Consider the following 24,455-nt stretch of genomic DNA (forward strand, 5'->3'; position numbering starts at 1 on the left):
GCGGAGATCCGCTGCGTAGCGGAGGCCGCGTGCGGATCAGCGGGCCAGGCCGTCCGCCAGCGGGCGACGATGCAACGGCAAACCGGCCGCGACGATGCCGGCATCGGGATGCTCCAGCGGCAATACCGCCAGCGACAGGTTGCCGGCGCTGGCGATGATGGTGCCGATGCCGCGGCCGTCGTCGGTTACCTCGGTGGCGGCGGGCAGCGGCGTTGCGCTTTCGAACAGGCCAAGGCCGCGCTTGGCCTGGCCCAGGAAGTGCGTGCGGGCAACGATTTCCTGGCCCGGGTAGCAACCCTTGCTGACGCTGAAGGCGCGCAGCCGTTCCAGCGACAGCTGCTGCGGCGTCCACTGGCCGGCCTGCGATTCGGGCAAGCGGGGCAAGCCATGCGCAAGATCGAATGCATCCCAGCGTTCGCGCGCGGCGGCGTCGTCGACGGCGGTGGCCCGACGGATCTGCAGGCGGCGCGGTGCTTCTTCGCTGCCCAGGTCGAGTTCGATGTCATCGGCGGCGGACGCCGCCAGTGCGGAACCGCGCGCGAGTACCGGCGGCTGGAAGCTGCCGATCACCTGCAGGTCCAGCGGCGCGAGTTTCAGCTTGCTCCGGAACACATAGCGCTGCAGTTGCGCGGCCAGCTCGGTCGGCTCCGCATCCGGCAGCAGCAGCCACAGCGTTTCCGCGTCCAGCCGCAGCAGTGCGAACAGCGCCACCACTCGGCCCTTGGCGGTCAGCCAGCCGTTCCATTGCCAGTGCCCATCGGCCAGCGCAGCCACGTCATTCATGAGCTGCGCCTGCGCGAATGCGATTGCATCGCGTCCGCATATGGACAGCAGGCGATGGCCGGGCAGTCGGAATTCGTGGTCTGGTGCGGGTTGCGGCTTGTCGTGCATCGGTTGCGAGGCGTAAACTGAGCGGGTTGTGAACGTGTCGATCATAGGCCAATCCAGTCCCGCACCCGAGTCCGCGCCTGCACAGGCCGCGCCCGGAACGCCCACGCCGCAACCGGTTCCGGACGTTCCGCCCGCCGCCGAAGAGCATGGCGGGCGCGGGGGTCTGGATCCCACCCGTTACGGGGATTGGGAAAAGAACGGCCGCTGCATCGACTTCTGATCCACCGCCACGCGGCGCAAGCCGCCCAGCCCGGAGAAAGCACAGCTCATGGCTGCTCCTGAACCTCGCATCCGCGAACGTCCGCTGTCACCGCACCTGCAGGTCTATCGCTGGCAGATGCAGATGATGACGTCGATCATCCACCGCGCCACCGGCACCGCTCTGTCCGTCGGTGCGCTGGCGCTGGTCTATGGGCTGCTGGCGCTGGCCGGCGGGCCCGCCCGCTGGAACGCTTTCGCCACCTGCCTCGGTTCGCCGCTGGGCAAGCTGCTGATGTTCGGCTTCAGCTGGGCGCTGGCCTACCACCTCATCAACGGCATCCGCCACCTGCTGCAGGACGGCGGGTTGGGCTTCGCGATCCCGGATTTCATCCGCAGCAGCTGGATCTCGATCATCGGCAGCGTGGTGTTCACCGTGCTCGCCTGGGGCATCGTGCTGACGCGTTGGGGGCAGGCATGAACGGAAACGCGAAGGATCTGCGCACGCCGCTGAAGCGCGCCCGCGGCTTGGGTTCGGCGAAGGACGGTACCCATCATTTCATCTGGCAGCGCATCACCGCGCTTGCCACCGGCCTGAGCGGGCTGTGGCTGCTGGGCATGGTGCTTTCGCTGCGCACCGCCGACTACACGGTGGTGCATGCCCTGGTGGCCGACCCGGTCAACGCCACGGTGCTGGTGGCCTTCCTGCTGGGCATGTTCTGGCACGCCAAGCTCGGCCTGCAGGTCATCATCGAAGACTACGTGCACACGCCGCTGACTGGCGCTGTTGCCCAACTTGCCGTCCTTTTCATCTGCGCACTGGCGGCCATCGCCAGCGTGCTTGCGGTGCTGCGCATCGCGCTCGGGAGCTGACCTGCGATGTCCGCCTACAAAATTCAGGAACACAAGTTCGACATGATCGTGGTCGGGGCCGGCGGCGCCGGCCTGCGGGCCACCTTCGGCCTGGCCCAGAAGGGCCTGCAGACCGCCTGCATCAGCAAGGTCTTTCCGACCCGCAGCCACACCGTGGCGGCGCAGGGCGGCATTTCCGCCGCGCTGGGCAACATGGGCGAGGACGACTGGCGCTTCCATTTCTACGACACCATCAAGGGGTCGGACTGGCTGGGCGACCAGGACGCGATCGAATACATGTGCAAGGAGGCTCCGGCAGCGATCATCGAGCTGGAGCACTACGGCGTGCCGTTCTCGCGCACCGAGGAAGGCAAGATCTACCAGCGTCCGTTCGGCGGCATGACCACGCACTACGGCAAGGGCACCGCGCAGCGCACCTGCGCCGCCGCCGACCGCACCGGCCACGCCATCCTGCACACCCTGTACCAGCAGGCGCTGGCGCATGACGCGCGCTTCTTCATCGAATACTTCGCCCTCGACCTGATCATGGACGAGGAGGGCGCCTGCCGCGGCGTGCTGGCGCTGGACATGAGCGACGGCACCCTGCACCTGTTCCGTGCCCAGGGCGTGGTGCTGGCTACCGGCGGCTACGGCCGCGCGTATTTCTCCGCGACCTCGGCGCATACCTGCACCGGCGACGGCGGCGGCATGGCCCTGCGCGCCGGGCTGGGCCTGCAGGACATGGAGTTCGTGCAGTTCCACCCCACCGGCATCTACGGTGCCGGCTGCCTGATCACCGAGGGCGTGCGCGGCGAAGGCGGCATCCTGCGCAACAGCAACGGCGAGCGCTTCATGGAGCGCTATGCGCCGAACGCCAAGGACCTGGCCTCGCGCGACGTGGTGTCGCGCTCGATGACCATCGAGATCCGTGAAGGCCGCGGCGTGGGCGAGCACAAGGACCACATCTTCCTCGACCTCACCCACCTCAACCCGGCCGACATCCACGAGAAGCTGCCGGGCATCGCCGAGAGCGCGCGCATCTTCGCCGGCGTGGACGTCGAGAAGCAGCCGATCCCGGTGATCCCCACCGTGCACTACAACATGGGCGGCATCCCCACCAACTACCACGGCGAAGTGGTGCAGCTGAAGGACGGCAACCCCGATTCCGTGGTGCCGGGCCTGTACGCCATCGGCGAAGCCGCCTGCGTGTCGGTGCACGGCGCCAACCGCCTGGGCTCGAATTCGCTGCTCGACCTGGTGGTGTTCGGCCGCGCGGTGGCCAACCGCTGCAGTGAGACGATCAAGCCGGGCGCACCGCACAAGGAACTGGCCGGCGATGCCTGCGACCGCTCGCTGGCCAACCTCGACAAGCTGCGCAACGCCCACGGCGACACGCCGACGGCGGAGATCCGCAACAACATGCAGCGCGCGATGCAGCGCGATGCCGCGGTGTTCCGCACCGGCGAAACCCTGGCCGAGGGCGTCAAGGCGATCAGCGACATCCACGCCAGCTTCGCCGACGTCAAGGTGGCCGACCGTTCGCTGGTCTGGAACTCGGACCTGGTGGAAACGCTGGAGCTGCAGAACCTGCTGGGCCAGGCGCTGGTGACCATTGTTTCCGCCGAAAACCGCAAGGAATCCCGCGGCGCGCACGCCCGCGAGGACTTCCCGGATCGCGACGACGACAGCTGGCACAAGCACACCATCTGCTGGGCCGACGATGCCGGCAACACCCGCATCGACTACCGGCCGGTGCACATGTACACGCTCAGCAGCGACGTCGAAGTGGTGCCGCCGAAGAAGCGCGTCTACTGAACCTGTAGGGGCGGCTGCGGCCGCGACCGGAAGCAAACAGAGCGTCGCGCCCAGGGCGCGCCTACAACGCAGGAATCCAGCAAATGGCCGAATTCAACCTCCCGAAGAACTCCAGGATCCAGAAGGGCAAGCACTTCCCGGCGCAGGGCGCCAAGAAGCCGCGCACCTTCAAGATCTACCGCTGGAACCCCGACGACGGCCTCAATCCGCGCACCGACACCTACGAGGTGGACATGGCGGCGTGCGGGCCGATGGTGCTGGACGCGCTGATCAAGATCAAGAACGAGATCGACCCCACGCTGACCTTCCGCCGCTCCTGCCGCGAAGGCATCTGCGGTTCCTGCGCGATGAACATCGACGGCACCAACACGCTGGCCTGCATCTGCGCCAGCGACAGCGTGAAGGGCGGCGAAGTGGCGATCTACCCGCTGCCGCACATGCCGGTGGTCAAGGACCTGGTGCCCGACCTCACCCACTTCTACGCCCAGCACGCCAGCATCCGTCCTTGGCTGCGCACCCAGACGCCGGCGCCGACCGACCGCGAGCGCCTGCAGAGCAAGGAAGACCGCGCCAAGCTCGATGGCCTGTACGAGTGCATCCTGTGCGCCTGCTGCAGTACCGCCTGCCCCAGCTATTGGTGGAACGGCGACCGCTACCTCGGCCCGGCGATCCTGCTGCAGGCCTACCGCTGGATCGTGGACAGCCGCGACGAGGACACCGGCGCCCGCCTCGACGAGCTGGAAGATCCGTTCAAGCTGTATCGCTGCCACACCATCATGAACTGCACGCGAACCTGCCCGAAGGGGCTGAACCCGGCCAAGGCGATCGCCGAGATCAAGAAGCTGATGCTGGCGCGCAAGGTCTGATGGAAGGCCGGATTCCCGCTGTGGCGGGATGATGCCGCGCGCATGGACAGCCTCGACGACGAGACCGAACTGAGGAAGCTGCGCTGGCGCTGCCGGCGCGGCATGCGCGAACTCGACCAGCTGCTGGAACGCTGGCTGGATCGTGCATGGCGGCAAAGTCCGACCGCCGAACGCGAGGTTTTCCTGCGCCTGCTGGACAGCGAAGACGACAGACTCTGGCGCTGGTTCCTTGGCCATGAGGTGCCCGGCGATGTCGAAATCGCGGCGCTTGTCGAACGCATCCGCGCCCTGCCGGTTTGACTGGCTTCCCTCGCGCTGGCTGACCGCCGCGCTGCTTGCCCTGGCGCTGCTGGCGCCGTTCTCGCTGCTTGCTTCCGACCTGCCGCCCATCGTGGCCTGGCCGCTGGCGCTGGTGGCCGGCGCCTGGGGCATCCGCGAGGTGCGCCGGCATGTCCTGCAGCCGCCACGCGCGCTGGTGATACCGGGAGGTCTGGGCGAAGCCCGCTGCGATGAAATGCCCATGGCCTCGCTGCGCGTGCGTTGGCGCGGCCCGCTGGGGTTCCTGTGCTGGCGCGATCCCGATGGGCGCACCCGGCGTCTGGTGTTGTGGCCGGATATCCTGCCGGCCGCGGCCCGGCGTGAACTGAAGCTGGCGATGCAGAAGCGCGAGGCTGCCGGCGGCGGCGCATCGATGGCAGGATAGGCGGTCACTGGAAAGGGCCTTCGATGTTCAAACCCATCCCCGTCGCCATCGGCCTGCGCTACCTGCGCGCGAAACGCCGCAATGGCTTCATCTCGTTCATTTCGCTCGCTTCGATCCTCGGCATCGCGCTGGGTGTCACCGCGCTGATCACCACGCTGGCGGTGATGAGCGGGTTCCAGAAGGAAATCCGCGACCGCATGCTGGGCATGGCCGCGCATGCCACCGTCAGCGGGTACGGTGAACCGCTGCAGGATTGGCGGCGCGCGGTGCAGGTGGCCATGAACGATGCGCGCGTGGTCGGCGCGGCGCCCTATGTCGAGAAGGAGGCGCTGATTTCCGGCGCCAACAACCAGCCGGCGATGCTGCGCGCGGTCGATCCGGCGCAGGAAGGCAAGGTCTCGGAACTGCCAGCCAAGATGGTGCAGGGCAGGATCGCGGACCTTGCGCCCGGCAGCTTCAACATCGTGCTGGGCAAGGAACTGGCGATCTGGCTGGGGGTGGGCGTGGGCGACGACGTCATCGTCACCCTGGCCGAGTTCCGCAGCACCCCGGTCGGCGGCGTGCAAACCATGAAGCGCTTCAAGGTCAGCGGCATCTTCGAGGCCGGCTACAACGAATTCGACAAGGGCCTGGCGGTGGTCAACCTGTCCGACCTGCAGCGGGTGCTGCGGATGGGCGATGGCGTCACCGGCGTGCGCCTGAAGCTGCACGACATGGACCGCGCCTTCGAAGTGGCCCGCGATCTGGCGCTGCAGCTCAAGGGGCCGTACCGGGTCAGCGACTGGACCCAGGACAACGCCAACCTGTTCCGCGCGCTGAAGATGGAGAAGACGGTGATGGCGATCCTGCTGTCGCTGATCGTGGCGATGGGCGCATTCAACCTGGTGTCCTCGCAGGTGATGCTGGTGACCGACAAGCAGGCCGACATTGCCATCCTGCGCACGCTGGGGCTGACCCCCGGCCAGGTCATGCGCACCTTCATGGTGCAGGGCGGGTTGATCGGCTTCATCGGCACCGTGGCCGGCGTGATCGGCGGCGTCACCCTGACCCTCAACCTCAACCGCATCCTGCAGGGCATCGAACAGTTGTTCGGCGTGCAGCTGCTGCCGGAGGACGTGTACTACATCACCGGATTGCCCACCGACATGCAGACCGGCGACGTGGTTGCGATTGTTTGCGCGGCGCTGCTGATGGCCTTCCTTGCCACCCTGTATCCCGCCTGGCGCGCGTCGCGCACGGCCCCGGCGGAGGCGCTGCGCTATGAATGAGCCGATGCAGGACGTCATCCGCGCCGAAGGCCTGGGCAAGACCTACGCCGAGGGCAAGCTGCACACGCCGGTGTTCGACGGGCTGGACTTCGCCGTGCAGGCCGGCGAAACCGTGGCCATCCTCGGCGCGTCCGGTGCCGGCAAGAGCACCCTGCTGCACCTGCTGGGCGGGTTGGACGTGCCCAGTGCAGGCGAAGTATTCGTGGCCGGCCAGAAAATGAGCGCGCTCTCCGACGCCGCGCGCGGCCGCCTGCGCAACCGCGCCCTGGGCTTCGTCTACCAGTTCCATCATCTGTTGCCGGAGTTCACCGCGCTGGAGAACGTGATGATGCCGGTGCTGCTGGCCGGGGGTACCACCGGCGAAGCGCAGCAGCGTGCGCAGGCGCTGTTGGAGTCGGTGGGGCTGGGGCATCGGCTGGCGCACAAGCCCGGCGAGCTGTCCGGCGGCGAACGCCAGCGCGCCGCGGTGGCGCGTGCACTGGTCAACAATCCGGCCTGCGTGCTGGGCGACGAGCCCACCGGCAACCTCGACGAGAAGACCGCCGCGATCGTGTTCGAGCAGATGCTGGAGCTCAACCGCGCGCAGGCCACCAGCCTGGTGCTGGTGACCCACGACCGCCGCCTGGCGCGCCGGCTGGACCGGGTGCTGGAACTGCGCGAGGGTCGACTGCACGCGCTGGCCAAGACCGACATCTGAGTCTGCCGTTGTTCTCCCGCTGGCAGGGCAAGACCCTGTATCGGGATGAATCGGCAGCTGTGTTCCGGAACGTGATCGCAGTGCACGGCTTGCTGGCGTTGGCGTTGCTGACGACGTCCTGACAGCCGTCGGTCGGCCGGAAACCCGACCCCGGCGCGCGGCCTGCGCCGACTGCCGGCCCGCGTCCCTTCGGCGACGCTGCAGGCATGGCGGCCATCCTTCGATTCCCGCGAATGCAACTGGCAGAGGCGGCTTTCCACGACCCTGCCGCGTCGGCGTTTCCGCTGTTCGGTCCCGCCTGCGCAGCCGCGCTGCTGGCTGGCGTCACCGCTTGCCTGCTGCTGCCGGCGCTACCGCCACGCTGGCTATTGGGGCTGCTGCTGGTGGCGGCGATCCCGTTGCTGCGCGGCGCGCGTTTGCGCCCACTCGGCATGCTGTTGGCCGGGCTGGCGTTTGCCGTCTGGCAGGCCGGCGCCGCGCTGGACGCGCAGTTGCCGCTTGCCCTGCAGGGCACAGTGCTGACAGTCGAGGGCCGCATCGTCGAGCTGCCCGTGCACGAGCCGCGCCGGACCCGCTTCCGCTTCGTCGTCGATGACGTGGCGACCCAGCCCGTCGCCCTGCGTGGCCGCACCCTGCAGCTGGCGTGGTACGGCGAGGAGCTGCAGCCGCGCCAGCGCCTGCAGGCGGGCAGCCGTTGGCGGTTCCCGCTGCGCCTGCGCGCGCCGCGCGGGCTGCGCAATCCGGGTGGGGGCGACGCGGAGAAGTTCGCGCTGGCGGCGCGGTTGGCTGCTACCGGCTTCGTGCTGGAGCCGACGCTGGCCATCCGGCTGGCGGCGCCGACCGGCATCGATGCCTGGCGCGAAGCCATGAGCGCGCAAATCGCCGCGGCGGTGCCCGGCGCGTCCTCGCGCTACGTGCGGGCGCTGGCGCTGGGCGATACCCGTGCATTGGATGATGTTGACTGGGCCCGTTTGCGCGCCGCCGGATTGACCCACCTGATCGCGATTTCAGGGTTTCACGTCGGGCTGGTGGCCGGGTTCTGCGCGCTGTGCGCGGCGGCGCTGTGGTGGCTGTGGCCGCCGCTGGCGCGGTGGCTGCCGCGTCCGTTCGCCGCCGGCGCCGGCGCGCTGCTGGGCGCGTTCGGCTACGCGCTGCTGACCGGCATGGCGGTGCCGACCCTGCGTACCGCGGTGATGATCGCTGCGCTGGTGGCGGCGCGCTGGCTGCGGCGACGGCTGCGGCTGGTCGACACGCTGGCGCTGGGCTGCTGCGTGCTGCTCCTGCTCGATCCGCTGGCGGTGCTGGGGGCGGGCTTCTGGCTGAGCTTTGCCGGCGTGGCCTGGCTGCTGTGGTGCCTGCCGGACGCCGGCGGCAAGGGGCCGCGTGCGCTCGCGGGTGGCTTCCTCGCCGCGCAGGCGGTGGCCAGCCTCGGGCTGCTGCCGCTGACCGTGTTGCTGTTCGGGCAGGCGTCTTTTGCCGGGCCCATCGCCAATCTGGCCGCGGTGCCGTGGTGGAGCCTGGTGGTGGTGCCGCTGGCGCTGCTGGGCGTGCTCGCCGAAACCCTGCATGCCGGCCTCGGGCAGTGGAGCTGGCAGGCGGCGGCCTGGTGCTTCGACCTGCTGTGGCCGCTGCTGGCGCGCATCGCCGACAGCCCGCTGGCGATGGCCTGGCTGCCGGCGCCGCGCTGGTACGCGCTGCCGCTGGCGCTGCTTTCCGCCTTCTGGCTGCTGCTGCCGCGCGGGCTGCCCGGCCGTTGGCTGGCGCTGCTGCTGTGGCTGCCGCTGCTGTATCCGCCGCGCGAACTGCCGGCGCCGGGCGAGGTGGAGCTGACCGTGATCGACGTGGGGCAGGGGTTGTCGGTGCTGGTGCGCACCGCCCGACACAGCCTGCTCTACGACATGGGGCCGGCGATTCCCGACGGCTTCGATGCCGGCGAGCGCGCGGTGATTCCGGCATTGCATGCGCTGGGGGTGCTCCGGCTGGATGCGGCGGTGGTCAGCCACGGCGACAACGACCACGCCGGTGGGCTGCGGGCGGTGGCGACGGCGTTCCCGATGCCGCTGGTGCTGGCGCCCCGCGGCAGCCCGGTGGCCGGCAATCGCGCCTGTCGGGCCGGCTTGACCTGGAAATGGGATGGCGTGCGCTTCCGCGTCCTGCATCCGGGCAGCACGTTTCCGTATCTGGGCAACGAGGCCGCCTGCGTGCTGCGCATCGAGAGCGCCCATGGCAGCGCGCTGCTGGCCGGCGACATCGGCCACTACGTCGAGCGCAAGCTGCTGGCGGAAGCGCCAACGTGGCTGCGCAGCGATGTGGTGCTGGTGCCGCACCACGGCAGCGACGGTTCCTCCGATCCCGGTTTCGTGGCCGCCACCGGGGCGAAGCTGGCGCTGGTGTCTACAGGGGCCGACAACCGCTTCCGACATCCGCGGCCGCCGGTCGTGCGGCGCTGGTGCGGCGCTGGCGCGGAGGTGCTGGACAGTGCACGTTCGGGCGCGATCCGGGTCTGGCTGGGCCGCGACGGCCTGCGCCTGCGCGAGCAGCGCAGTTTCCATCCGCGGCCGTGGGACGCAGTGCGCAGGCGCGGGGAAACGGCTGGGCTATGCTACGCGCCGGAGTTTTCGCGGCCATGACGGCCGGAAGGATGATGCGTGCTGGAACTCGTGAAGGCCGGTGGCTGGCCGATGATCCCGCTGCTGCTGCTGACCGTGGCGGCGCTGGCCATCATCGTCGAACGATTCTGGAGCCTGCGCCGCGAGCGCGTGCTGCCGCCCGGCCTGGGCGATGAAGTGCGGGCCTGGGTGGCACGCGGCAAGCCGCTGGAGCCGGCGCATATCGAGTCGCTGCGCGCCACCGCGCCGCTGGGCGCACTGTTGGCGGCCGAGCTGGACGTGCGTCATCGCGGCCGCGAGGTGATCCGCGAGCGGGTGGAGGACGTGGGCCGCCACCTTGTCCACCGCATGGAACGCTTCCTCAACGCACTCGGCACCATCGCCGCCGCCGGCCCGCTGCTGGGCCTGTTCGGCACGGTGGTGGGCATGATCGAGATGTTCCTCGGCATCCTCGACCATGGCCTTGGCGATGCCGGCCAGCTTGCCGGCGGTATCGGCAAGGCGCTGATCTGCACCGCCACGGGCATGGTGGTGGCGATCCCGGCGCTGGCTTTCCATCGCTATTTCCGTGGCCGCATCGCCGGCTACATCGTCGACATGGAACACGAGGCGATGCGCCTGCAGGACGTGCTGGACGAAGCGCCCGGCGCGGTCCCGGCACGGCAGGACTGAGGCCCCGATGCGGATCGCCGACCGTCGCGACGACGACATCCCCGAGATCAACCTGGTGCCGCTGATCGACGTGGTGCTGTGCCTGCTGATCTTCTTCGTCGTCACCACCACCTTCGATGCGCGCTCGGTGCTCAGGCTCGAGTTGCCGCGCGCCGACGGCCAGCCGGCCGAAGCCCAGGCGCAGCCGCTGGGCATCCTGATCAATGCCGACGGGCGCTATTTCGTCGGCGACCGCGAAGTGCTGCGCACCGACGTTGAATCGCTGAAGCAGGCGCTGCGCGACGTGGCCGGCGACGACCGCCAGCGCGTGGTGCTGATCCGCGCCGATGCGCGCACGCCCTGGCAGGCGGTGGTGACGGCCTACGAGGCGCTGGCCCAGCTCGGCTTCCGCAAGGTCGCCAACGCCACCACCCCGGCCGCCGCCGGCGCGACGGGCAAGGGCAAGGGCGCATGAGCGACACCGCCTCCCCGTGGGCGATCTACCGGCGCCTGCGCGGCCTGGCCACGCCTTATCGCGGGGTGCTGCTGGTGGCGCTGTTCGGGCTGGTGCTGGAAGGCGTTGCCGCCGGCGCGTTCGGCCTGCTGACCAAGCCCATGGTCGACGAGACCTTTGTCGCCCGTAACCAGGACTACGGCCTGCTGCTGCCGCTCGCCATCATCGGCATCTTCGTCGTGCGCGGGGTGGCCGGCTACGCCACCGACCTGTACATGGCCAAGGCTGCGCGCGGCATCGCCCGCGACATGCGGGTGAACGCGCTGGACAAGTACCTGCGCCTGCCGGGCCTGCGCTTCGACGCCGAGCCGGTGCCGTCGATGCTGGTGCGGCTGGGTTCCGACAGCGACCAGGTGGCGCAGGCGGTGGTCGATTCCGCCAAGGTCATGCTGCAGCAGTCGTTGCAGGTGGTGGCGATGCTGGCGGTGATGCTCTACGCCAGCTGGCGGGTGACGCTGGCGGTGCTGCTGCTGGGCCCGCTGATCGCGTGGATGATGGACAAGGTGGGCCGGCGCTATCGCCGCTTCGGCCACCGCGTGCAGGAAACCTCGGCGCAGATGATGCTGGCTGCCGACCAGGCGCTGTCCAACCAGCAGGAAGTGAAGGTCTACGGCGCCCGTGCGGCCGAGCTGCAGCGCTATGCCGAACTGGCCAACCACAACCTGCGCCTGAGCCTGAAGGTCGAGGCCACCCGCAGCATTTCCTCGGCGGTGGTGCAGCTCACCGGCGCGGTTGGCCTGGCCGTGCTGCTGTTCTTCGCTGGCCGCGAGGCGCTGGAAGGCCGGCTGACCGCCGGCGGCTTCGTGCAGCTGATGATCGCGATGCTGGCGATCATCCCTGCGCTCAAGCAGCTGACCAACGTGCAGGGCATGCTCCAGCGCGGTGTCGCTTCCGCCGAGCGGCTGTTCTCGGTGCTGGATGCCGACGACGAGATCGATGCCGGCACCCGCCCGCTGACGCGCGCGCGCGGGCTGATCGAGTTCCGCGACGTCCGCCTGGTCTATCCGGACCAGCCGCGGCCGGCGCTGGACGGCGTCAGCTTCACCGCGCGCCCCGGCACGGTGACCGCCATCGTCGGCCGTTCCGGCGGCGGCAAGTCCACCCTGGTCAAGCTGATTCCGCGTTTCTACGAACCGGATGGCGGGCAGGTTCTGCTCGATGGCCATCCGCTGGCCGACTACCCGCTGGCAGACCTGCGCCGGCAGCTGGCGATGGTGGGCCAGCAGGTGATGCTGTTCGACGGCACGGTTGCCGCCAACGTCGCCTACGGCGAGCTGGGCGGCGCGCCGGAGCAGGGTGTGGCGCAGGCGCTGCGCGACGCCAACGCGATGGAATTCGTGGAGCGCCTGGCTGGCGGCACGCAGGCGCAGATCGGGGTCAAGGGCGGCAAGCTGTCCGGCGGCCAGCGCCAGCGCCTGGCCATCGCCCGGGCGATGCTGAAGGATGCGCCGATCCTCATCCTCGACGAGGCCACCGCCGCGCTCGACAACGCGTCCGAACGGCTGGTGCAGGAAGCGCTGGCGCAGCTGATCCCGGATCGCACCACCCTGGTCATCGCCCATCGCCTGTCCACCGTCGAGCACGCCGACCAGATCCTGGTGCTGGAGGAAGGCCGGCTGGTGGAGCAGGGCACCCATGCGCAGCTGCTGGCGCAGGGCGGCGTGTATGCGCAGCTGCATGCCGCGCAGTTCCGGGAGGGCGCGGCTTGAGCCGTCCGCGGTTGCCGCAGACGCCCGCGTGGTGGTTCGACGGCAGCACCCCGCCGCTGTGGGCGCGCGCGATCGCGCCGCTGTATGCCGGCGCGGTGGCGCTGCGCCGGCTGGCGTATCGCCGCGGGCTGTTGCGGCCCCGGCAGGCCGGCGTGCCGGTGGTGGTGGTGGGCAATCTGATTGCGGGCGGCAGCGGCAAGACCCCGCTGGTGCTGGCCGTGGTCGAGCGGCTGCGCGCGGCGGGCTGGACCCCCGGCGTGGCCAGCCGCGGCTACGGGCGGGAAGATGCGGCGACCCCGCGCTGGGTCGAGGCGGGCATGGATGCAGCGCTGTGCGGCGACGAGCCGCTGCTGATTTCGCATGCCAGCGGCGCGAAGGTGCGGGTGGATCGCGACCGCGCCGCCGCGGCCATTGCCCTTGCCGCCGCCGGCTGCGACATCGTGGTTTGCGACGACGGCCTGCAGCATTACCGGTTGGCGCGCGATATCGAGATCGAGGTGCAGGACGCGCGCCGCCGCTACGGCAACGGCCTGCTGCTGCCGGCCGGCCCGCTGCGCGAACCGCTGGAGCGCGCGGCCGATTGCGCGTTGCGCGTGCTCAATCTGGGCGTGGCCGCAGACGATGCCGCGGCGGCCTGCGCCGGCGAATGGCCGATGCGTCTCGGCATCGGTGAACTGCGACCGCTTGTCGGTGGCCGCGGCCTGCCGCTGGCGGCGTTTGCCGGCCAGCGCGTGCATGCGGTGGCCGGGATCGGCGAGCCCGAGCGCTTCTTCTCGATGCTGCGCGATGCCGGCATCGGCGTGGTGCCGCATGCCTTCCCCGACCACCACGTCTACACGCCCGCGGACTTCGAGTTCGGCAGCCAGCTGCCGGTGCTGATGACCGAAAAAGACGCGGTGAAGTGCATGGCGTTCGTCCAGCCCGGCTGGCATGCGGTGCCGGTGGCGGCGCAGCTGCCGGAGGCGTTCTGGCAGGCGCTGCTGGGGCGTCTGCCGCAGCCGCTGCCGTAATGCTCTACACCCGGAATGCGATTCCGTTTGGTGGTCGTCGGCCTGCCGGGGGGTGCTCCGAGCAGGCCATGGATGGCCTGTGGCCGCGCATCGTGGCCGGACGCCAAGCCTGAGCGGCGAGGCACACCCCGGCAGGCCGGCGACCGGCGATAATCCAATCCATGCAAATCCCCGATTTCATCGTCGCCATCCCCGCCCGCTACGCCGCCTCCCGCCTGCCGGGCAAGCCGCTGCAGCCGATTGGCGGCGAACCCATGGTGCTGCACGTCGCCCGCCGCGCGCTGGCCGCCGGTGCGCGCGAGGTGTGGGTGGCCACGGATGACGTCCGCATCGCCGATGCGCTGCAGGAAAGCGGCGTGCGGGTCGCGATGACTTCGGCCGCGCACGCATCCGGTACCGACCGGCTGGCCGAATGCGCCGGCATCGCAGGCTGGGCCGATGACGCCATCGTGGTGAATTTGCAGGGCGATGAGCCCTTCGCGCCGGCCGACGGCATCACCTGCGTCGCGCGCGCGGTCGCCGACAGCGGCGCCGGCATCGCCACCCTGGCCACGCCGATCGACGCGGTGGATACCCTGCTGGATCCGAACGCGGTCAAGGTGGTGCGCGCTGCCAACGACGATGCGCTGTACTTCAGCCGCGCACCGGTGCCGTGGCCGCGCGATGCCTTCGCCCGCGACCGCAGCGCGATGCCGGCGGGCCAGTGGCTGCGCCATATCGGCATCTACGGCTACCGCGTCTCCGCGCTGCGCGCGTTCGCGGCGCTGCCGCCGGGCCGGCTGGAACAACTCGAAGCGCTGGAGCAGCTGCGCGCGCTGGAAGCAGGCTGGCGCATTTCCGTTGCGCTGGCGCCGTCGCCGTTCCCGCCGGGCGTGGACACGCCGGAAGATCTGGCGCGCGCAAATAACATCTTCAAGCAACAGGGTTCAGGAATCGATCATGGCTAGAGCCACCGGCATCCTCATGGTGTGCCTCGGCAACATCTGCCGCTCGCCCACCGCCGAAGGCGTGCTGCGCCTGCGGCTGGAAGAGGCGGGCCTGTCGGCGCGCGCGCGGGTGGATTCCGCGGCCACCGGCAGCTCGCACATCGGCCACCCGCCGGACGAGCGCGCCATCGCCTGCGCGGCGAAGCACGGGGTGGACATCGCTGCGCTGCGCGCGCGCCGGCTGTCGCTGGAGGACTTCGACGAGTTCGACACCATCCTCTGCGCCGACCGCACCATCCTGCACGATGCGCGCATGCGCAAGCCGCGCACCTCGCATGCGCAGGTGGAGCTGCTGCTGGAATGGAGCGGGGTAGGGAAGAAGGATGTGCCCGACCCCTACTACGGCAATGCGCGCGATTTCGAGCAGGCGTTCAAGCTGGTCGATGCCGCCGCGCAGGGCATCGTCGAGCGGGTGCGCCAGGGCCGGTTCTGAGCCGATGGGCAAGCGCAGTTCGCCAGTACCGGAATTCGACGGCCGCGAATTCGCCGCCTCGCAGCCGCTGGCGCCCGGCGTCTACCGCATGTTCGACGCCGACGGCGGCCTGCTCTACGTCGGCAAGGCGCGCGCCCTGCGCAACCGCGTCGGCAGCTATTTCAACGCCACCCCGAAGCCGACCCGCATCATGGCGATGCTGGCGCAGGTGGCGCGCATCGAAACCACCGTCACCCGCAGCGAAGCCGATGCGCTGCTGCTGGAAAACCAGCTGATCAAATCGCTGCAGCCGCGCTACAACGTGATGCTGCGCGACGACAAGAGCTATCCCTTCGTCCTGCTCACGAAGGAGCAATGGCCGCGGCTGGCCTTCCATCGCGGCCCGCGCGCGATCCCGGGGCGCTATTTCGGCCCCTATCCCAGCGCCGCGTCGGTGCGCGAGACGCTCAACCTGATGCACAAGCTGTTCCGCCTGCGCAGTTGCGAGGACAGCGTGTTCCGCAACCGCAGCCGGCCCTGCCTGCAGTACCAGATCGGCCGCTGCAGCGCGCCCTGCGTGGGACTGGTGGATGAGCGCGACTACGCCGATTCGGTGCGTCGCGCCACGCTCTTTCTCGAAGGCCGCAGCCGGGAACTGGGCGACGAACTGGGCGCGGCGATGCAGGCCGCCAGCGATGCGCTGGAGTTCGAGCAGGCCGCGCGCCTGCGCGACCTGATCGCCACCATCCGCAAGCTGCAGGCCCGCCAATACGTGGACGGCCGCAGCGCCGATCTCGACGTGCTGGGCGTGGCCATGCAGGGCGCCGCCGCCTGTGTGCTGCTGCTGGCGTTCCGCGACGGTCGCAACCTCGGCACCCGCGCGTTCTTCCCGAAGACCAACGGCGAGGACAGCGCCGCCGAGGTGCTGGCCGCATTCGTCTCGCAGTACTACGCCGAACAGCCGCCGCCCGCCGAGATCGTGCTGGACGGCGACATCCCTGAGCGCGAGCTGATCGAGCGGGCGCTGTCGGAACATGCCGGCCGCAGGGTCGAGTTGCGTACCAGCGTGCGCGGCGAGCGCGCGGCACACCTGGAGCTGGTCCGCCGCAACGCCCAGCTGACGCTGGCAACCGAGCTGGCCAGCAGCAGCGCACAGCAGGCGCGCGCGCTGGCGCTGCAGGAACTGCTGGATCTGCCGGCGCTACCGGCGCGGATCGAATGCTTCGACATCAGCCACACCATGGGCGAGGCGACGGTGGCCTCGTGCGTGGTGTTCGACGCGCAGGGTCCGGTGCGCAAGCAGTACCGCCGCTACAACATTGCCGGCATCGAACCCGGCGATGATTACGCGGCGATGCACCAGGCCCTGCAGCGCCGCTTCCGTTCCGCTGCCGAAGGCGAGCCGGACGCGGTCCTGCCGGATGTGCTGCTGATCGACGGCGGCGCCGGGCAGGTGGCGCAGGCGCGCGACGTGCTGACCGATGCCGGCATCACCGGGGTCGCGCTGGTCGGCGTGGCCAAGGGCCCGGAGCGCAGGCCCGGTGCGGAAACCCTGCTGCTGGCGGACGGCCGCGAAGTGCAGCCGGGCGCGGCCTCGCCCGCGCTGCAGCTGGTGCAGCAGGTGCGCGACGAGGCCCACCGCTTCGCCATCACCGGTCACCGCGGCAAGCGCCAGAAGGCACGCAGCAGCAGCCGGCTGGAGGACATCGCCGGCATCGGCCCACGCCGCCGCGCGGCGCTGCTGAAGCACTTCGGCGGCCTGCAGGGGCTCAAGGCAGCGCCGGTGGACGAACTGGCGAAGGTCGAAGGCATCAATCGCGCGCTGGCCCAGCGCCTGTGGGACAGCCTGCATGGCCTGGCCACGGATGCCGCCACGGGTGAGGGCGGCAAGTAGAATGCGCGCATGACCCTGACCATTCCGACCTGGCTGACGCTGGCGCGCATCGCCCTGATCCCGGTGCTGGTGGCGATCTACTACCTCGATTACCGCTGGTCCAACGTGGCGGCGACCGTGGTTTTCGTGGCGGCGGCGGCAACCGACTGGCTGGACGGCTGGATCGCGCGCCGCTATCGGCAGTTCTCGAAGTTCGGCGCCTTCCTTGATCCTGTCGCCGACAAGCTGATGGTGTCCACCGCGCTGGTCATCACCGTGCAGCACCACCACACCGTGTGGATGGCGTTGTGGGCCAGCGTCATCATCGGCCGCGAGATCGCGGTGTCGGCGCTGCGCGAGTGGATGGCCGAACTGGGGCAGCGCGCCAAGGTGGCGGTGGCGCTGGTTGGCAAGATCAAGACCACGGTGCAGATGATCGCGCTGGGCTTCCTGCTCTATCGTGAGCCGCTGCTGGGCATCCCGGTCTTCGTGGTCGGCGAATGGCTGCTGGCGGCGGCCGCCATCCTGACCCTGTGGTCGGGGTTCGAGTACGTGCGCGCGGCCTGGCCGGCGCTGCGCGCGGATGATGAAAAAAGTTTGTGAGAAGGTGTTGACGCACTGAAAAAATCCCGTAGAATGGCGGGCTCAACGCGGGAATAGCTCAGTTGGTAGAGCACGACCTTGCCAAGGTCGGGGTCGCGAGTTCGAGTCTCGTTTCCCGCTCCAGATTCAAGAAGCCCCGTTCGCGGGGCTTCGCTTTTTCCGGGACATGTCCCGGTGCGCACGCAGGTTGTTCGATGTCGCCAGAGGTCGCGCGATGTGGAAGAATCGAAGTGCGAAACGTCATCCGGCCGGGTGGCAGAGTGGTTATGCAGCGGACTGCAAATCCGCGTACGCCGGTTCAATTCCGACCTCGGCCTCCAAACATGAAACCCCGCTTCGGCGGGGTTTTTTGTTGTCTGGAGTAACGGGTCCATCGCGGTGGTCGTGGCATCGCGAAATCCCTGATCGCGTTGGAGGCTCGCGATTGCATGATGCGCGGGCCGCTCCTGCATCGGGCCAGATCGAGCGCACGCGCGCGGCGCGGCGGCTACCATGCAGTTCCCCATACGTCGGAACCGCCCATGACCCTCTCGATGCACGCCGCCTCCGTTCCCGTGTTCCAGCAGATGCTCGCTGCATTGGCGGGCGTCCTGTCCAAGGCAGAGGCGCACGCGGTTGATGGCAAGATCGAACCGGCCGCGCTGCTGCAGGCGCGCCTGTTCCCGGACATGTTCCCGCTGGCTCGGCAGGTGCGGATCGCATGTGACTTCGCCGCCAGCGTGTCGGCGCGGCTTGCGGGCGCAGAGGTGCCGGCTTACGAGGGGGGCGATGCGACATTCGCAGACCTGCGGCGGCGGATCGAAGCAACGCTGGCCTTCATCGGCGGCCTGGACGTGGCGGCTTTCGATGGCAGTGGAGCGCGCGAGCTGTTGTTGCGCCCGGGCACCCCCAAAGAACGCCGCATCGGTGGCCAGGCCTACCTGCTGGCATACGGGCTGCCGCAGTTCTTCTTCCATGTGACCACCGCGTACGATCTGCTGCGCCACAACGGCGTGGCAATCGGCAAGAAGGACTACATGGGCGCGTACTGACATGGACGCCGCCGATGCCCCGTTGTTGCTCAGCGCCGCCGAAGCGCGGGTGCTGGGCTGCCTGATCGAGAAGGAAGCGACCACGCCGGATGTGTATCCGTTGACCATCGCGGCGGCGCAGGGCGCGGCCAACCAGAAAACCGCGCGCGAGCCGGTGATGGCGCTGGAGGCGGGTGCGGTGAACCACGCGCTGCGCCAGCTGGAGGCCAAAGGCTTGGCCAAGCGGGTGTTTTCCTCGCGGGCGGAACGTTACGAACATTGCACCGCGCTGCATTTCAGCCTGTCGCCGCCGCAGGTGGCGTTGCTGGGCTTGCTGCTGCTGCGCGGCCCGCAGACCTCAGGTGAATTGCTGGCGCGCAGCGAACGCCTGCATGCTTTTACCGAGGCCGAAGATGTGCGCCACCAGCTGGAACGGCTGACCCTGCGTCAGCTGGTGGTGCAGCTGCCGCGCGGTGCGGGCCAGCGCGAGGATCGGTATGCACACCTGCTGTGCGGGCCGGTGGACGTGGAAACCGTTGCCGCGCGCCAGGTCAGGCCCGCTGCCGACCCCGCGACGTCAACGCTGGCGGCACGCGTCCTGGCGCTGGAAGCCGAGATGGCTGCGCTGCGCGAACAGGTCGAGCGGCTGGCGAGGGGTGTCGGCGCCAGGGAATGAGGCGCCCGCGGGCGCATCGGCTGACAAGTGTTTGCGTTAGGCTGGCGTTCGGCGCGGTGTGCCGGAATCCGCGTCCCTTCGAGTTGACCCTGGTGGCGGCGATCTACGTGGCCACGCAAGGCGCGAGGCTGTTCAACGTCCAGTCCGCCCCGATGCCGACACTGCTGTTGCACATGTCGGCAGCCGCGATCTCATGGGTGGCGATCGTCATGGCATGGCCTCGTTCCCGGCGCCATTTTTTCTAGTACGTGCGGCACTGCTTGAAGCGCACCGGCTTGCTGCTGCCGGCCGGTGGCTGCAGCTGCACGCGCGAGGCCGCCAGTTCCGGGTAGCGCTCGAGCAGCGGGCACAGGTCGGTGGTGGGGTCGACGTCTTCCGCGGACAGATACACCAGCAGGGTGGATTGGGTCGACCACAGCGCGCGATCGACGCCGAACAGCGTGGTGATGGCGTTGGCGGCTTCGCGCCTGCGCGCTTCCAGCGCGGCCGGTTCGGTGGGGACCACGCTGACCGGCGTCGGCTGCGGCGTCGGCTGCGGCGTGGTTGCGGCGGTGTGCGCGATGGCGTGCGCCGGCGCGTCGATCTGCGGCGCGGCATCTCCGCCGACGGGCTGCATGCCCTGCGCCAGCATCCAGGCCAGGCCGCCGATCACCGCGGCGCCGCCCCAGGCCAGCCCGATCATCCTGGTTGCGGTGGCATTTGAAGGCACGGCTTCGGCGGGTGCGGTCCCGCCGCTGACGTAGGGCCGCACTTCCGGCCACAGGCTTTGTCCGTCGATCAGTTCGATGTTTTGCTGGCGAGCGATGCGGGCGGCTTCTTCTTCGAAACGGCCAGGCGTGACCACGATGACTTCACCGGTGCCGCGCAGGGTGGCGGACTTGGCCAACCCCAGCAGCGCCTGCGCGCCGACCACAGCCCCGCTGCCGTACTTGCAGGACAGCAGGGTGCGAACGCCCTCGCGCTCCAGCACGATGTCGCTGCCATCGGTGGGGATGCCGTCGGCGGGCAGGCCTTCTTCCGTCGCGACCCGATAGCCGCGCGCACGCATCACCTGCAGCACCAGCTTGGCGAAGTCGCGCCAGCGCAGCTTGCTCAGTTCGTCGGCGCTGCGCTCCGTGGATGCGGGCGCCGGTCGCGCGGCCTGATTGCGGCGCAACCAGGCAGTGAGTCCGAGGCCGGACAGGGCGAAGACGATCAGGGCGATCAGGGTAGGCATCATGCGGTTCGTACAGCGGAGGACGTGGGCGGCGCCACTATACCCACTGGAACGTGGAACGCAGGTGCGGACAGGACACGCCCGGCCGTTTTCAGAGGGCCGGACGTGCCGATGCAGATGGGCGGGGTGGCCGCAAGCGCTGGTCGCGAGGCGTGGCCGGTGGCCCGAGGACCCGGCCAGCGCAGGGGGATCAGGCGTTGCCGGTGTCGCTGCTGGCGGCGGCGGCGGGTGCGGGCGCCTTGGCCGGCTTGCGAGCCTTGGCGACCTTGCTGGTCTTCTTCGTGGCGGGTTTGGCGGCGGGCTTGGCGACCTTGCCCGCGGCCTTGGCCGGCTTGCGGGCGGCCGGCTTGGTCTTGGCGACAGGCTTGGCCGGCTTGCGCGCCGGCATGCTGCCGCCGGACTTGCGCAGCGCATCGGTCAGGCGCTCCACCCGATCGGTCAGGGCGTTGAGGTCATCGCGGCCGGGCACGCCCAGCTTCACCAGCGCGCGCTGCACGCGCTCCTCGAACACTTTTTCCAGCTTGTCCCAGGTGTCGGCGGCGCGTTCGCGGGCCTGATCGACGTGACCTTCCACTGCGTCGCGAACCACGGTGGCGCGGTGGCCGGCGAACTTGCGCGCGGTCTGCTCCAACGACAGGCCGTCACGCACCAGGGTTTCGAACAGCTTGCTGCCCTCGGACTGCGCGCGGTTGAACGCACCCATCCCGGCCAGCCAGATCTGCTGCGCCGATTCGGTGATCGACTTCGGGTTGATGCTGGCGCGCGGCTTGCCGGTGGCTGCCTTGCTGGTGCCTGCCTTGCGGGCGGTGCTGCGTGCGGTCTTTGCGGCGGACTTCTTGAGCTTGGCCATGGCGTACTCCCCGCGTCGTGGCGACGCATGCGTGATAAGGATTGCAGCGCAGGATCGGACGACCGTCTAGAGCATTCACACCATGCCGCGGCGGCGCAGGCTGCGTTCGATGTCGTCCAGGGCGTGGGTGAGCCGGGCGGTGGCGTCGGTGACGCGCGGCGCCGGCGGCAGATGCGCCAGGATCGAACGCGGGCGGTCGGCGATCACCTCCTCGCGCAGGGTGATGCCGTGGCGGGCCAGCACCGGTTCCAGCTGCGAACGGCGTTCGCGCAGGTCGGTCAGGGTGTTGCGGTAAGCCAGCTGCGAGATCCGCCGCCGCGCCGAGAAGCTGAAGATGTTGGTGTAGAAAAGCTCGCGGTCGGCGGCATTGGGTTCGAACACCACCTGGTCGATCCCCGGGTACTGCTGCGGGTAGCGCGCCAGTCCCACCTGCATGCGCGACTGCAGCATGGTGCGCAGGGTCTGCGACAGCACGCCGGGCAGGCCGGCCTGGATGATGCGGCGGTCGCTGAAGCGGTGCGCCTGCGCGTCCTCGCTGGCGTCTTTCCCGGGATTGAACGGCACCAGCGGATTGATTCCCAGCATCAGGTCGACGTCGCGGTCCAGCACCACCGAGGCGTGCATGGTGCGGCGCAGGGCGCCGTCGACGAAATGGCGGGTGCGGCCGGCGCGGTCGGCCATTTCCACCGGCGGATACAGCCCCGGCAGCGCCGCGCTGGCCTGCACCGCACGCGAGATCGGCACCTCGTCCCAACCGACATCGCCGAAGCGCACCGCCTCGCCGCTGTCCAGGTCCACGCCGATCACGTACAGCGCACGGTCGAGCATGCGGAAGTCATTGCTGCGACCGTGCCGGGAGAACACGTCGCGCAGGAAGCGCTCGACCTCGGCGTTGTCGAACAGCCCGGTGGGCACCAGGCTGCCGACCCGGTTGAGCAGGTCCGACCAGCGCGAATCGGTGCGGCCCGACCACACGTCGCGCAGCAGCCGCGCGGCCAGTTGCGGGGTGGCTGCGGCGCGCTTGAGGTATTCCCCCAGTGCCGGGCGCAGGAAGGTCTCCGGGCGGAACTGCACGTCTTCGCTGTCGCCGCTGATGAAGATCCGGCACAGCTCGGCGGTGTCCATCCGGTTGGCGAGGCCGGCGGCGAAGAACGCGCCCGAACTGACCCCGACGTAGCAGTCCAGCCGGGTCAGGTCGAGGCCGTCGCAGGCTTCGTCCAGCGCGCGCAGCGCGCCCAGTTCGTACATCGCGCCGACCGGCCCGCCGCCCGCGATCGCCAGCCCGATCCGCGGCGGATCATGGGTCGGGCGGGGGGCGTTGGCGGCGTGCAGGGACAGCATGCGGGCGGCTCTTGCGGGTTTTCCCGAGTGTAGCGGAGCGTCCTTGAGTATTGCGTCGGGAACCGGCGCGCGCCGACACTGCGCCCATGCAACCACGCACCGACCTGCATTCCCGGCTGGCACGCCGGCTGGCGCTGCACCAGCGCCTGTTCGACCCGGCGCTGGAGTCGCGCAACGATCTGGCCTGGTTGAAGCCGCTGCAGGCATGGCAGGCGCAGCGGCTGGAACGCAGTTTCGATGTCTTCCTGCGCGACCCGGCGCGGCGTCCGGCGGCGCGGTTCTTCCTGACCGACGTCTATGGCGACCATGACTTCAGCCGCCGTGACGCCGACATCGCGCGGGTGATCCCGATGATGCAGCGGCTGCTGCCGGCGGCGCTGCTGGAAACGGTGGCCGACGGCGTCGCCCTGGCGGCGCTCAGCCATGCGCTGGACCTGCGCATGGCCGAAGCGCTGCAGGCGCTGTCACCGCGCCAACGGGCGCTGGACGTGGCGCTGTATGCGCGCGCCTACCGGCGGGTGGGATTGCCGCGGCTGCGCCGGCGGCAGATCGAACTGATCGATGAAGTAGGGCACGGCCTGGCCGAGGCCCTGCGGCTGCCCGGCGTGCATTCGCTGCTGCGGCTGTCGCGGCTGCCGGCGCGGGCGGCGGGGCTGGACGCACTGCAGTCCTTCCTCGAACGCGGCTGCGCGGCGTTTGCCGAACTGGGCGATGTCGGCGATTTCCTCGGCGATATCCGGCGCAGCGAGACGATGGCGATGCAGCGGCTGTTCGCCGGCGATCGCGATCCGTTCGGCGGCGGCTGACGCAGGCGCCAGCAGCGCCCCTTCATCTGCGGGCCGGCTGTGGCCGGATCAGCGTGCGCCGAAGACCAGCAGCGCGGTCAGTGCGGCGGCCAGCAGCAGCGCGGCCAGCAGCAGCCACGGTACGCCCTGCGTCCAGCGCCGGCGCGGCGGTACGGGCGGGGCATCGGCCTCGGTGGGCGGCGCCGTGCGCGGCTGCTCGGCGGCTGGCGGCGGCGGGCCTTCCAGTACGAACCGGTGCTGTACCCCGAACGCGATCTGGTCGCCGCTGTGCAGGACTGCCTGGCGCAGCGGGCGACCGTTGACCAGCACGTCGGCGGCGGCATTGCGCAGCAGCGCCTGGCCGTTGCCGGCTTCCAGCAGCGCGTGCTCGGCAGCGATGCCGGCGCCTTCGATGCGCAGGTCGGCAGCCGCGGCGCTGCCGACATGGCACGGGCGATCCAGGCTGATGCAGCGGCCGTGGTAGGGGCCGCCGACACCGCGCAGCACCATCCGCAGGTTGCCGGCCGGGTCGCGCACCGCTGACGTGGAGGGCGACGGGGTGCGGTCGTCGTTGGCGGCGTACAGCAGCAGTTCGCTGCCGTCGGCATGGATGCTGTCGCCGGCGCGCAACATTGCCACCTGCTGCACCGGGCGGCCGTTGACATGGACGCCGCGCATGCCCTCGGTCACGGTCATCCAGATGCCGCGGCGGTCGTTGCAGAGCTGCAGCAGCGCGGGCCCGTCGGCCGCCACCGGGCCGAGCCCGACGGCAGTGCGGCCAAGCGCATGCACGCCTGGCTCCAGGGGCAGGTCGGGCTGGCGGCCATCGCAGAAGCGCAGGTGCAGGTCGTTCATCGCCGCGGAATCTAGCACGCGCTGGCGCCGCCCCGGCTGTTCGCGCGCCGCTGCACGCGGCAGAA

At 69.9% G+C, this 24,455-nt stretch carries 26 protein-coding genes and 2 tRNA genes; 23 read left to right on the forward strand and 5 right to left on the reverse strand.

Annotated elements, in window-relative coordinates:
- Positions 1–36 precede the first annotated feature (36 nt).
- Positions 37–891: a CAF17-like 4Fe-4S cluster assembly/insertion protein YgfZ gene (ygfZ, locus tag E5S66_RS10190; protein WP_138349110.1), complete on the reverse strand. Its 855-nt coding sequence runs from the start codon at positions 889–891 to the stop codon at positions 37–39.
- Positions 892–925: 34 nt separating this feature from the next.
- Between ygfZ and E5S66_RS10195 the strand changes: the two genes are divergently transcribed.
- The 22 genes from E5S66_RS10195 to E5S66_RS10300 all read left to right on the forward strand — a co-directional run bounded on the left by E5S66_RS10195 (position 926) and on the right by E5S66_RS10300 (position 19,343).
- Positions 926–1,111: a DUF1674 domain-containing protein gene (locus E5S66_RS10195; RefSeq protein WP_246037214.1), complete on the forward strand. Its 186-nt coding sequence runs from the start codon at positions 926–928 to the stop codon at positions 1,109–1,111.
- A gap of 48 nt (positions 1,112–1,159) precedes the next feature.
- Complete coding sequence (sdhC, locus tag E5S66_RS10200; RefSeq protein WP_028838114.1) at positions 1,160–1,570, forward strand: succinate dehydrogenase, cytochrome b556 subunit; 411 nt, start codon at positions 1,160–1,162, stop codon at positions 1,568–1,570.
- Positions 1,567–1,962 carry a succinate dehydrogenase, hydrophobic membrane anchor protein gene (gene sdhD, locus E5S66_RS10205; RefSeq protein ID WP_138349111.1) on the forward strand — a complete coding sequence of 132 codons (396 nt, stop codon included), beginning with the start codon at positions 1,567–1,569 and terminating at the stop codon, positions 1,960–1,962. Before sdhC ends, sdhD begins: the two co-directional genes overlap by 4 nt.
- 6 nt (positions 1,963–1,968) lie before the next feature.
- Complete coding sequence (gene sdhA, locus E5S66_RS10210) at positions 1,969–3,756, forward strand: succinate dehydrogenase flavoprotein subunit (RefSeq protein ID WP_138349112.1); 1,788 nt, start codon at positions 1,969–1,971, stop codon at positions 3,754–3,756.
- Between the two features lie 83 nt (positions 3,757–3,839).
- Complete coding sequence (locus E5S66_RS10215; RefSeq protein WP_138349113.1) at positions 3,840–4,622, forward strand: succinate dehydrogenase iron-sulfur subunit; 783 nt, start codon at positions 3,840–3,842, stop codon at positions 4,620–4,622.
- Positions 4,623–4,664: 42 nt separating this feature from the next.
- Positions 4,665–4,922 carry an FAD assembly factor SdhE gene (locus tag E5S66_RS10220; protein ID WP_028838110.1) on the forward strand — a complete coding sequence of 86 codons (258 nt, stop codon included), beginning with the start codon at positions 4,665–4,667 and terminating at the stop codon, positions 4,920–4,922.
- The gene (locus E5S66_RS10225; RefSeq protein ID WP_246037208.1) at positions 4,891–5,325 is read left to right on the forward strand and encodes a hypothetical protein; all 435 of its coding nucleotides are present in this window, start codon (positions 4,891–4,893) and stop codon (positions 5,323–5,325) included. Before E5S66_RS10220 ends, E5S66_RS10225 begins: the two co-directional genes overlap by 32 nt.
- Before the next feature lie 23 nt (positions 5,326–5,348).
- Positions 5,349–6,593 carry a lipoprotein-releasing ABC transporter permease subunit gene (locus E5S66_RS10230; protein WP_028838108.1) on the forward strand — a complete coding sequence of 415 codons (1,245 nt, stop codon included), beginning with the start codon at positions 5,349–5,351 and terminating at the stop codon, positions 6,591–6,593.
- The gene (gene lolD / locus E5S66_RS10235; RefSeq protein WP_138349115.1) at positions 6,586–7,290 is read left to right on the forward strand and encodes a lipoprotein-releasing ABC transporter ATP-binding protein LolD; all 705 of its coding nucleotides are present in this window, start codon (positions 6,586–6,588) and stop codon (positions 7,288–7,290) included. The genes E5S66_RS10230 and lolD overlap by 8 nt, the downstream gene beginning before the upstream one ends.
- 233 nt (positions 7,291–7,523) lie before the next feature.
- Complete coding sequence (locus E5S66_RS10240) at positions 7,524–9,920, forward strand: DNA internalization-related competence protein ComEC/Rec2 (protein WP_138349116.1); 2,397 nt, start codon at positions 7,524–7,526, stop codon at positions 9,918–9,920.
- A gap of 18 nt (positions 9,921–9,938) precedes the next feature.
- A complete protein-coding gene (locus tag E5S66_RS10245) occupies positions 9,939–10,571 on the forward strand; it encodes a MotA/TolQ/ExbB proton channel family protein (RefSeq protein WP_171033529.1) in 633 nt (210 codons plus the stop codon).
- Between the two features lie 7 nt (positions 10,572–10,578).
- Positions 10,579–11,025 (forward strand): ExbD/TolR family protein, encoded by a 447-nt coding sequence (locus tag E5S66_RS10250; protein ID WP_138349117.1) that lies wholly within the window; start codon positions 10,579–10,581, stop codon positions 11,023–11,025.
- On the forward strand, positions 11,022–12,773 hold the full coding sequence (gene msbA / locus E5S66_RS10255; protein WP_138349118.1) for a lipid A export permease/ATP-binding protein MsbA: 1,752 nt from the start codon (positions 11,022–11,024) through the stop codon (positions 12,771–12,773). Before E5S66_RS10250 ends, msbA begins: the two co-directional genes overlap by 4 nt.
- Positions 12,770–13,783: a tetraacyldisaccharide 4'-kinase gene (lpxK, locus tag E5S66_RS10260; protein WP_138349119.1), complete on the forward strand. Its 1,014-nt coding sequence runs from the start codon at positions 12,770–12,772 to the stop codon at positions 13,781–13,783. The genes msbA and lpxK overlap by 4 nt, the downstream gene beginning before the upstream one ends.
- Before the next feature lie 161 nt (positions 13,784–13,944).
- Complete coding sequence (kdsB, locus tag E5S66_RS10265) at positions 13,945–14,730, forward strand: 3-deoxy-manno-octulosonate cytidylyltransferase (RefSeq protein WP_425472210.1); 786 nt, start codon at positions 13,945–13,947, stop codon at positions 14,728–14,730.
- Positions 14,723–15,202 (forward strand): low molecular weight protein-tyrosine-phosphatase, encoded by a 480-nt coding sequence (locus tag E5S66_RS10270; protein WP_028838100.1) that lies wholly within the window; start codon positions 14,723–14,725, stop codon positions 15,200–15,202. Before kdsB ends, E5S66_RS10270 begins: the two co-directional genes overlap by 8 nt.
- Before the next feature lie 4 nt (positions 15,203–15,206).
- Positions 15,207–17,075, forward strand: coding sequence for an excinuclease ABC subunit UvrC (gene uvrC / locus E5S66_RS10275; RefSeq protein WP_138349120.1), 1,869 nt, complete (start codon positions 15,207–15,209; stop codon positions 17,073–17,075).
- Between the two features lie 9 nt (positions 17,076–17,084).
- Positions 17,085–17,657, forward strand: a complete 573-nt coding sequence (pgsA, locus tag E5S66_RS10280; RefSeq protein ID WP_138349121.1) for a CDP-diacylglycerol--glycerol-3-phosphate 3-phosphatidyltransferase — start codon at positions 17,085–17,087, stop codon at positions 17,655–17,657.
- A gap of 47 nt (positions 17,658–17,704) precedes the next feature.
- Positions 17,705–17,780, forward strand: a tRNA-Gly gene (locus E5S66_RS10285).
- Between the two features lie 123 nt (positions 17,781–17,903).
- Positions 17,904–17,977: transfer RNA gene (locus E5S66_RS10290), tRNA-Cys, on the forward strand.
- A 213-nt stretch (positions 17,978–18,190) separates the two neighbouring features.
- On the forward strand, positions 18,191–18,688 hold the full coding sequence (locus E5S66_RS10295) for a DUF1993 domain-containing protein (RefSeq protein ID WP_212745345.1): 498 nt from the start codon (positions 18,191–18,193) through the stop codon (positions 18,686–18,688).
- Position 18,689: 1 nt separating this feature from the next.
- Positions 18,690–19,343 (forward strand): YceH family protein, encoded by a 654-nt coding sequence (locus E5S66_RS10300; RefSeq protein ID WP_138349122.1) that lies wholly within the window; start codon positions 18,690–18,692, stop codon positions 19,341–19,343.
- A gap of 241 nt (positions 19,344–19,584) precedes the next feature.
- Here the strand turns inward: E5S66_RS10300 and E5S66_RS10305 are convergent, their stop codons facing one another.
- The 3 genes from E5S66_RS10305 to E5S66_RS10315 all read right to left on the reverse strand — a co-directional run bounded on the left by E5S66_RS10305 (position 19,585) and on the right by E5S66_RS10315 (position 22,750).
- Positions 19,585–20,559, reverse strand: coding sequence for a restriction endonuclease (locus E5S66_RS10305; RefSeq protein WP_171033530.1), 975 nt, complete (start codon positions 20,557–20,559; stop codon positions 19,585–19,587).
- A gap of 190 nt (positions 20,560–20,749) precedes the next feature.
- Entirely contained in the window at positions 20,750–21,409 is a 660-nt protein-coding gene (locus E5S66_RS10310) for a phasin family protein (RefSeq protein WP_138349124.1), read from the reverse strand.
- A gap of 75 nt (positions 21,410–21,484) precedes the next feature.
- A complete protein-coding gene (locus tag E5S66_RS10315) occupies positions 21,485–22,750 on the reverse strand; it encodes a patatin-like phospholipase family protein (protein ID WP_138349125.1) in 1,266 nt (421 codons plus the stop codon).
- 86 nt (positions 22,751–22,836) lie between these two features.
- Here E5S66_RS10315 and E5S66_RS10320 point away from each other — a divergent pair, with 86 nt between their 5' ends.
- Positions 22,837–23,556, forward strand: a complete 720-nt coding sequence (locus E5S66_RS10320; RefSeq protein ID WP_138349126.1) for a DUF8198 family protein — start codon at positions 22,837–22,839, stop codon at positions 23,554–23,556.
- 48 nt (positions 23,557–23,604) lie between these two features.
- Here the strand turns inward: E5S66_RS10320 and E5S66_RS10325 are convergent, their stop codons facing one another.
- Positions 23,605–24,390, reverse strand: coding sequence for an FHA domain-containing protein (locus tag E5S66_RS10325; protein WP_138349127.1), 786 nt, complete (start codon positions 24,388–24,390; stop codon positions 23,605–23,607).
- Positions 24,391–24,455 lie beyond the last annotated feature (65 nt).

Origin of the sequence: Thermomonas fusca, assembly GCF_005862345.1 — a bacterium.
Classification (GTDB): Bacteria; Pseudomonadota; Gammaproteobacteria; order Xanthomonadales; family Xanthomonadaceae; genus Thermomonas; species Thermomonas fusca.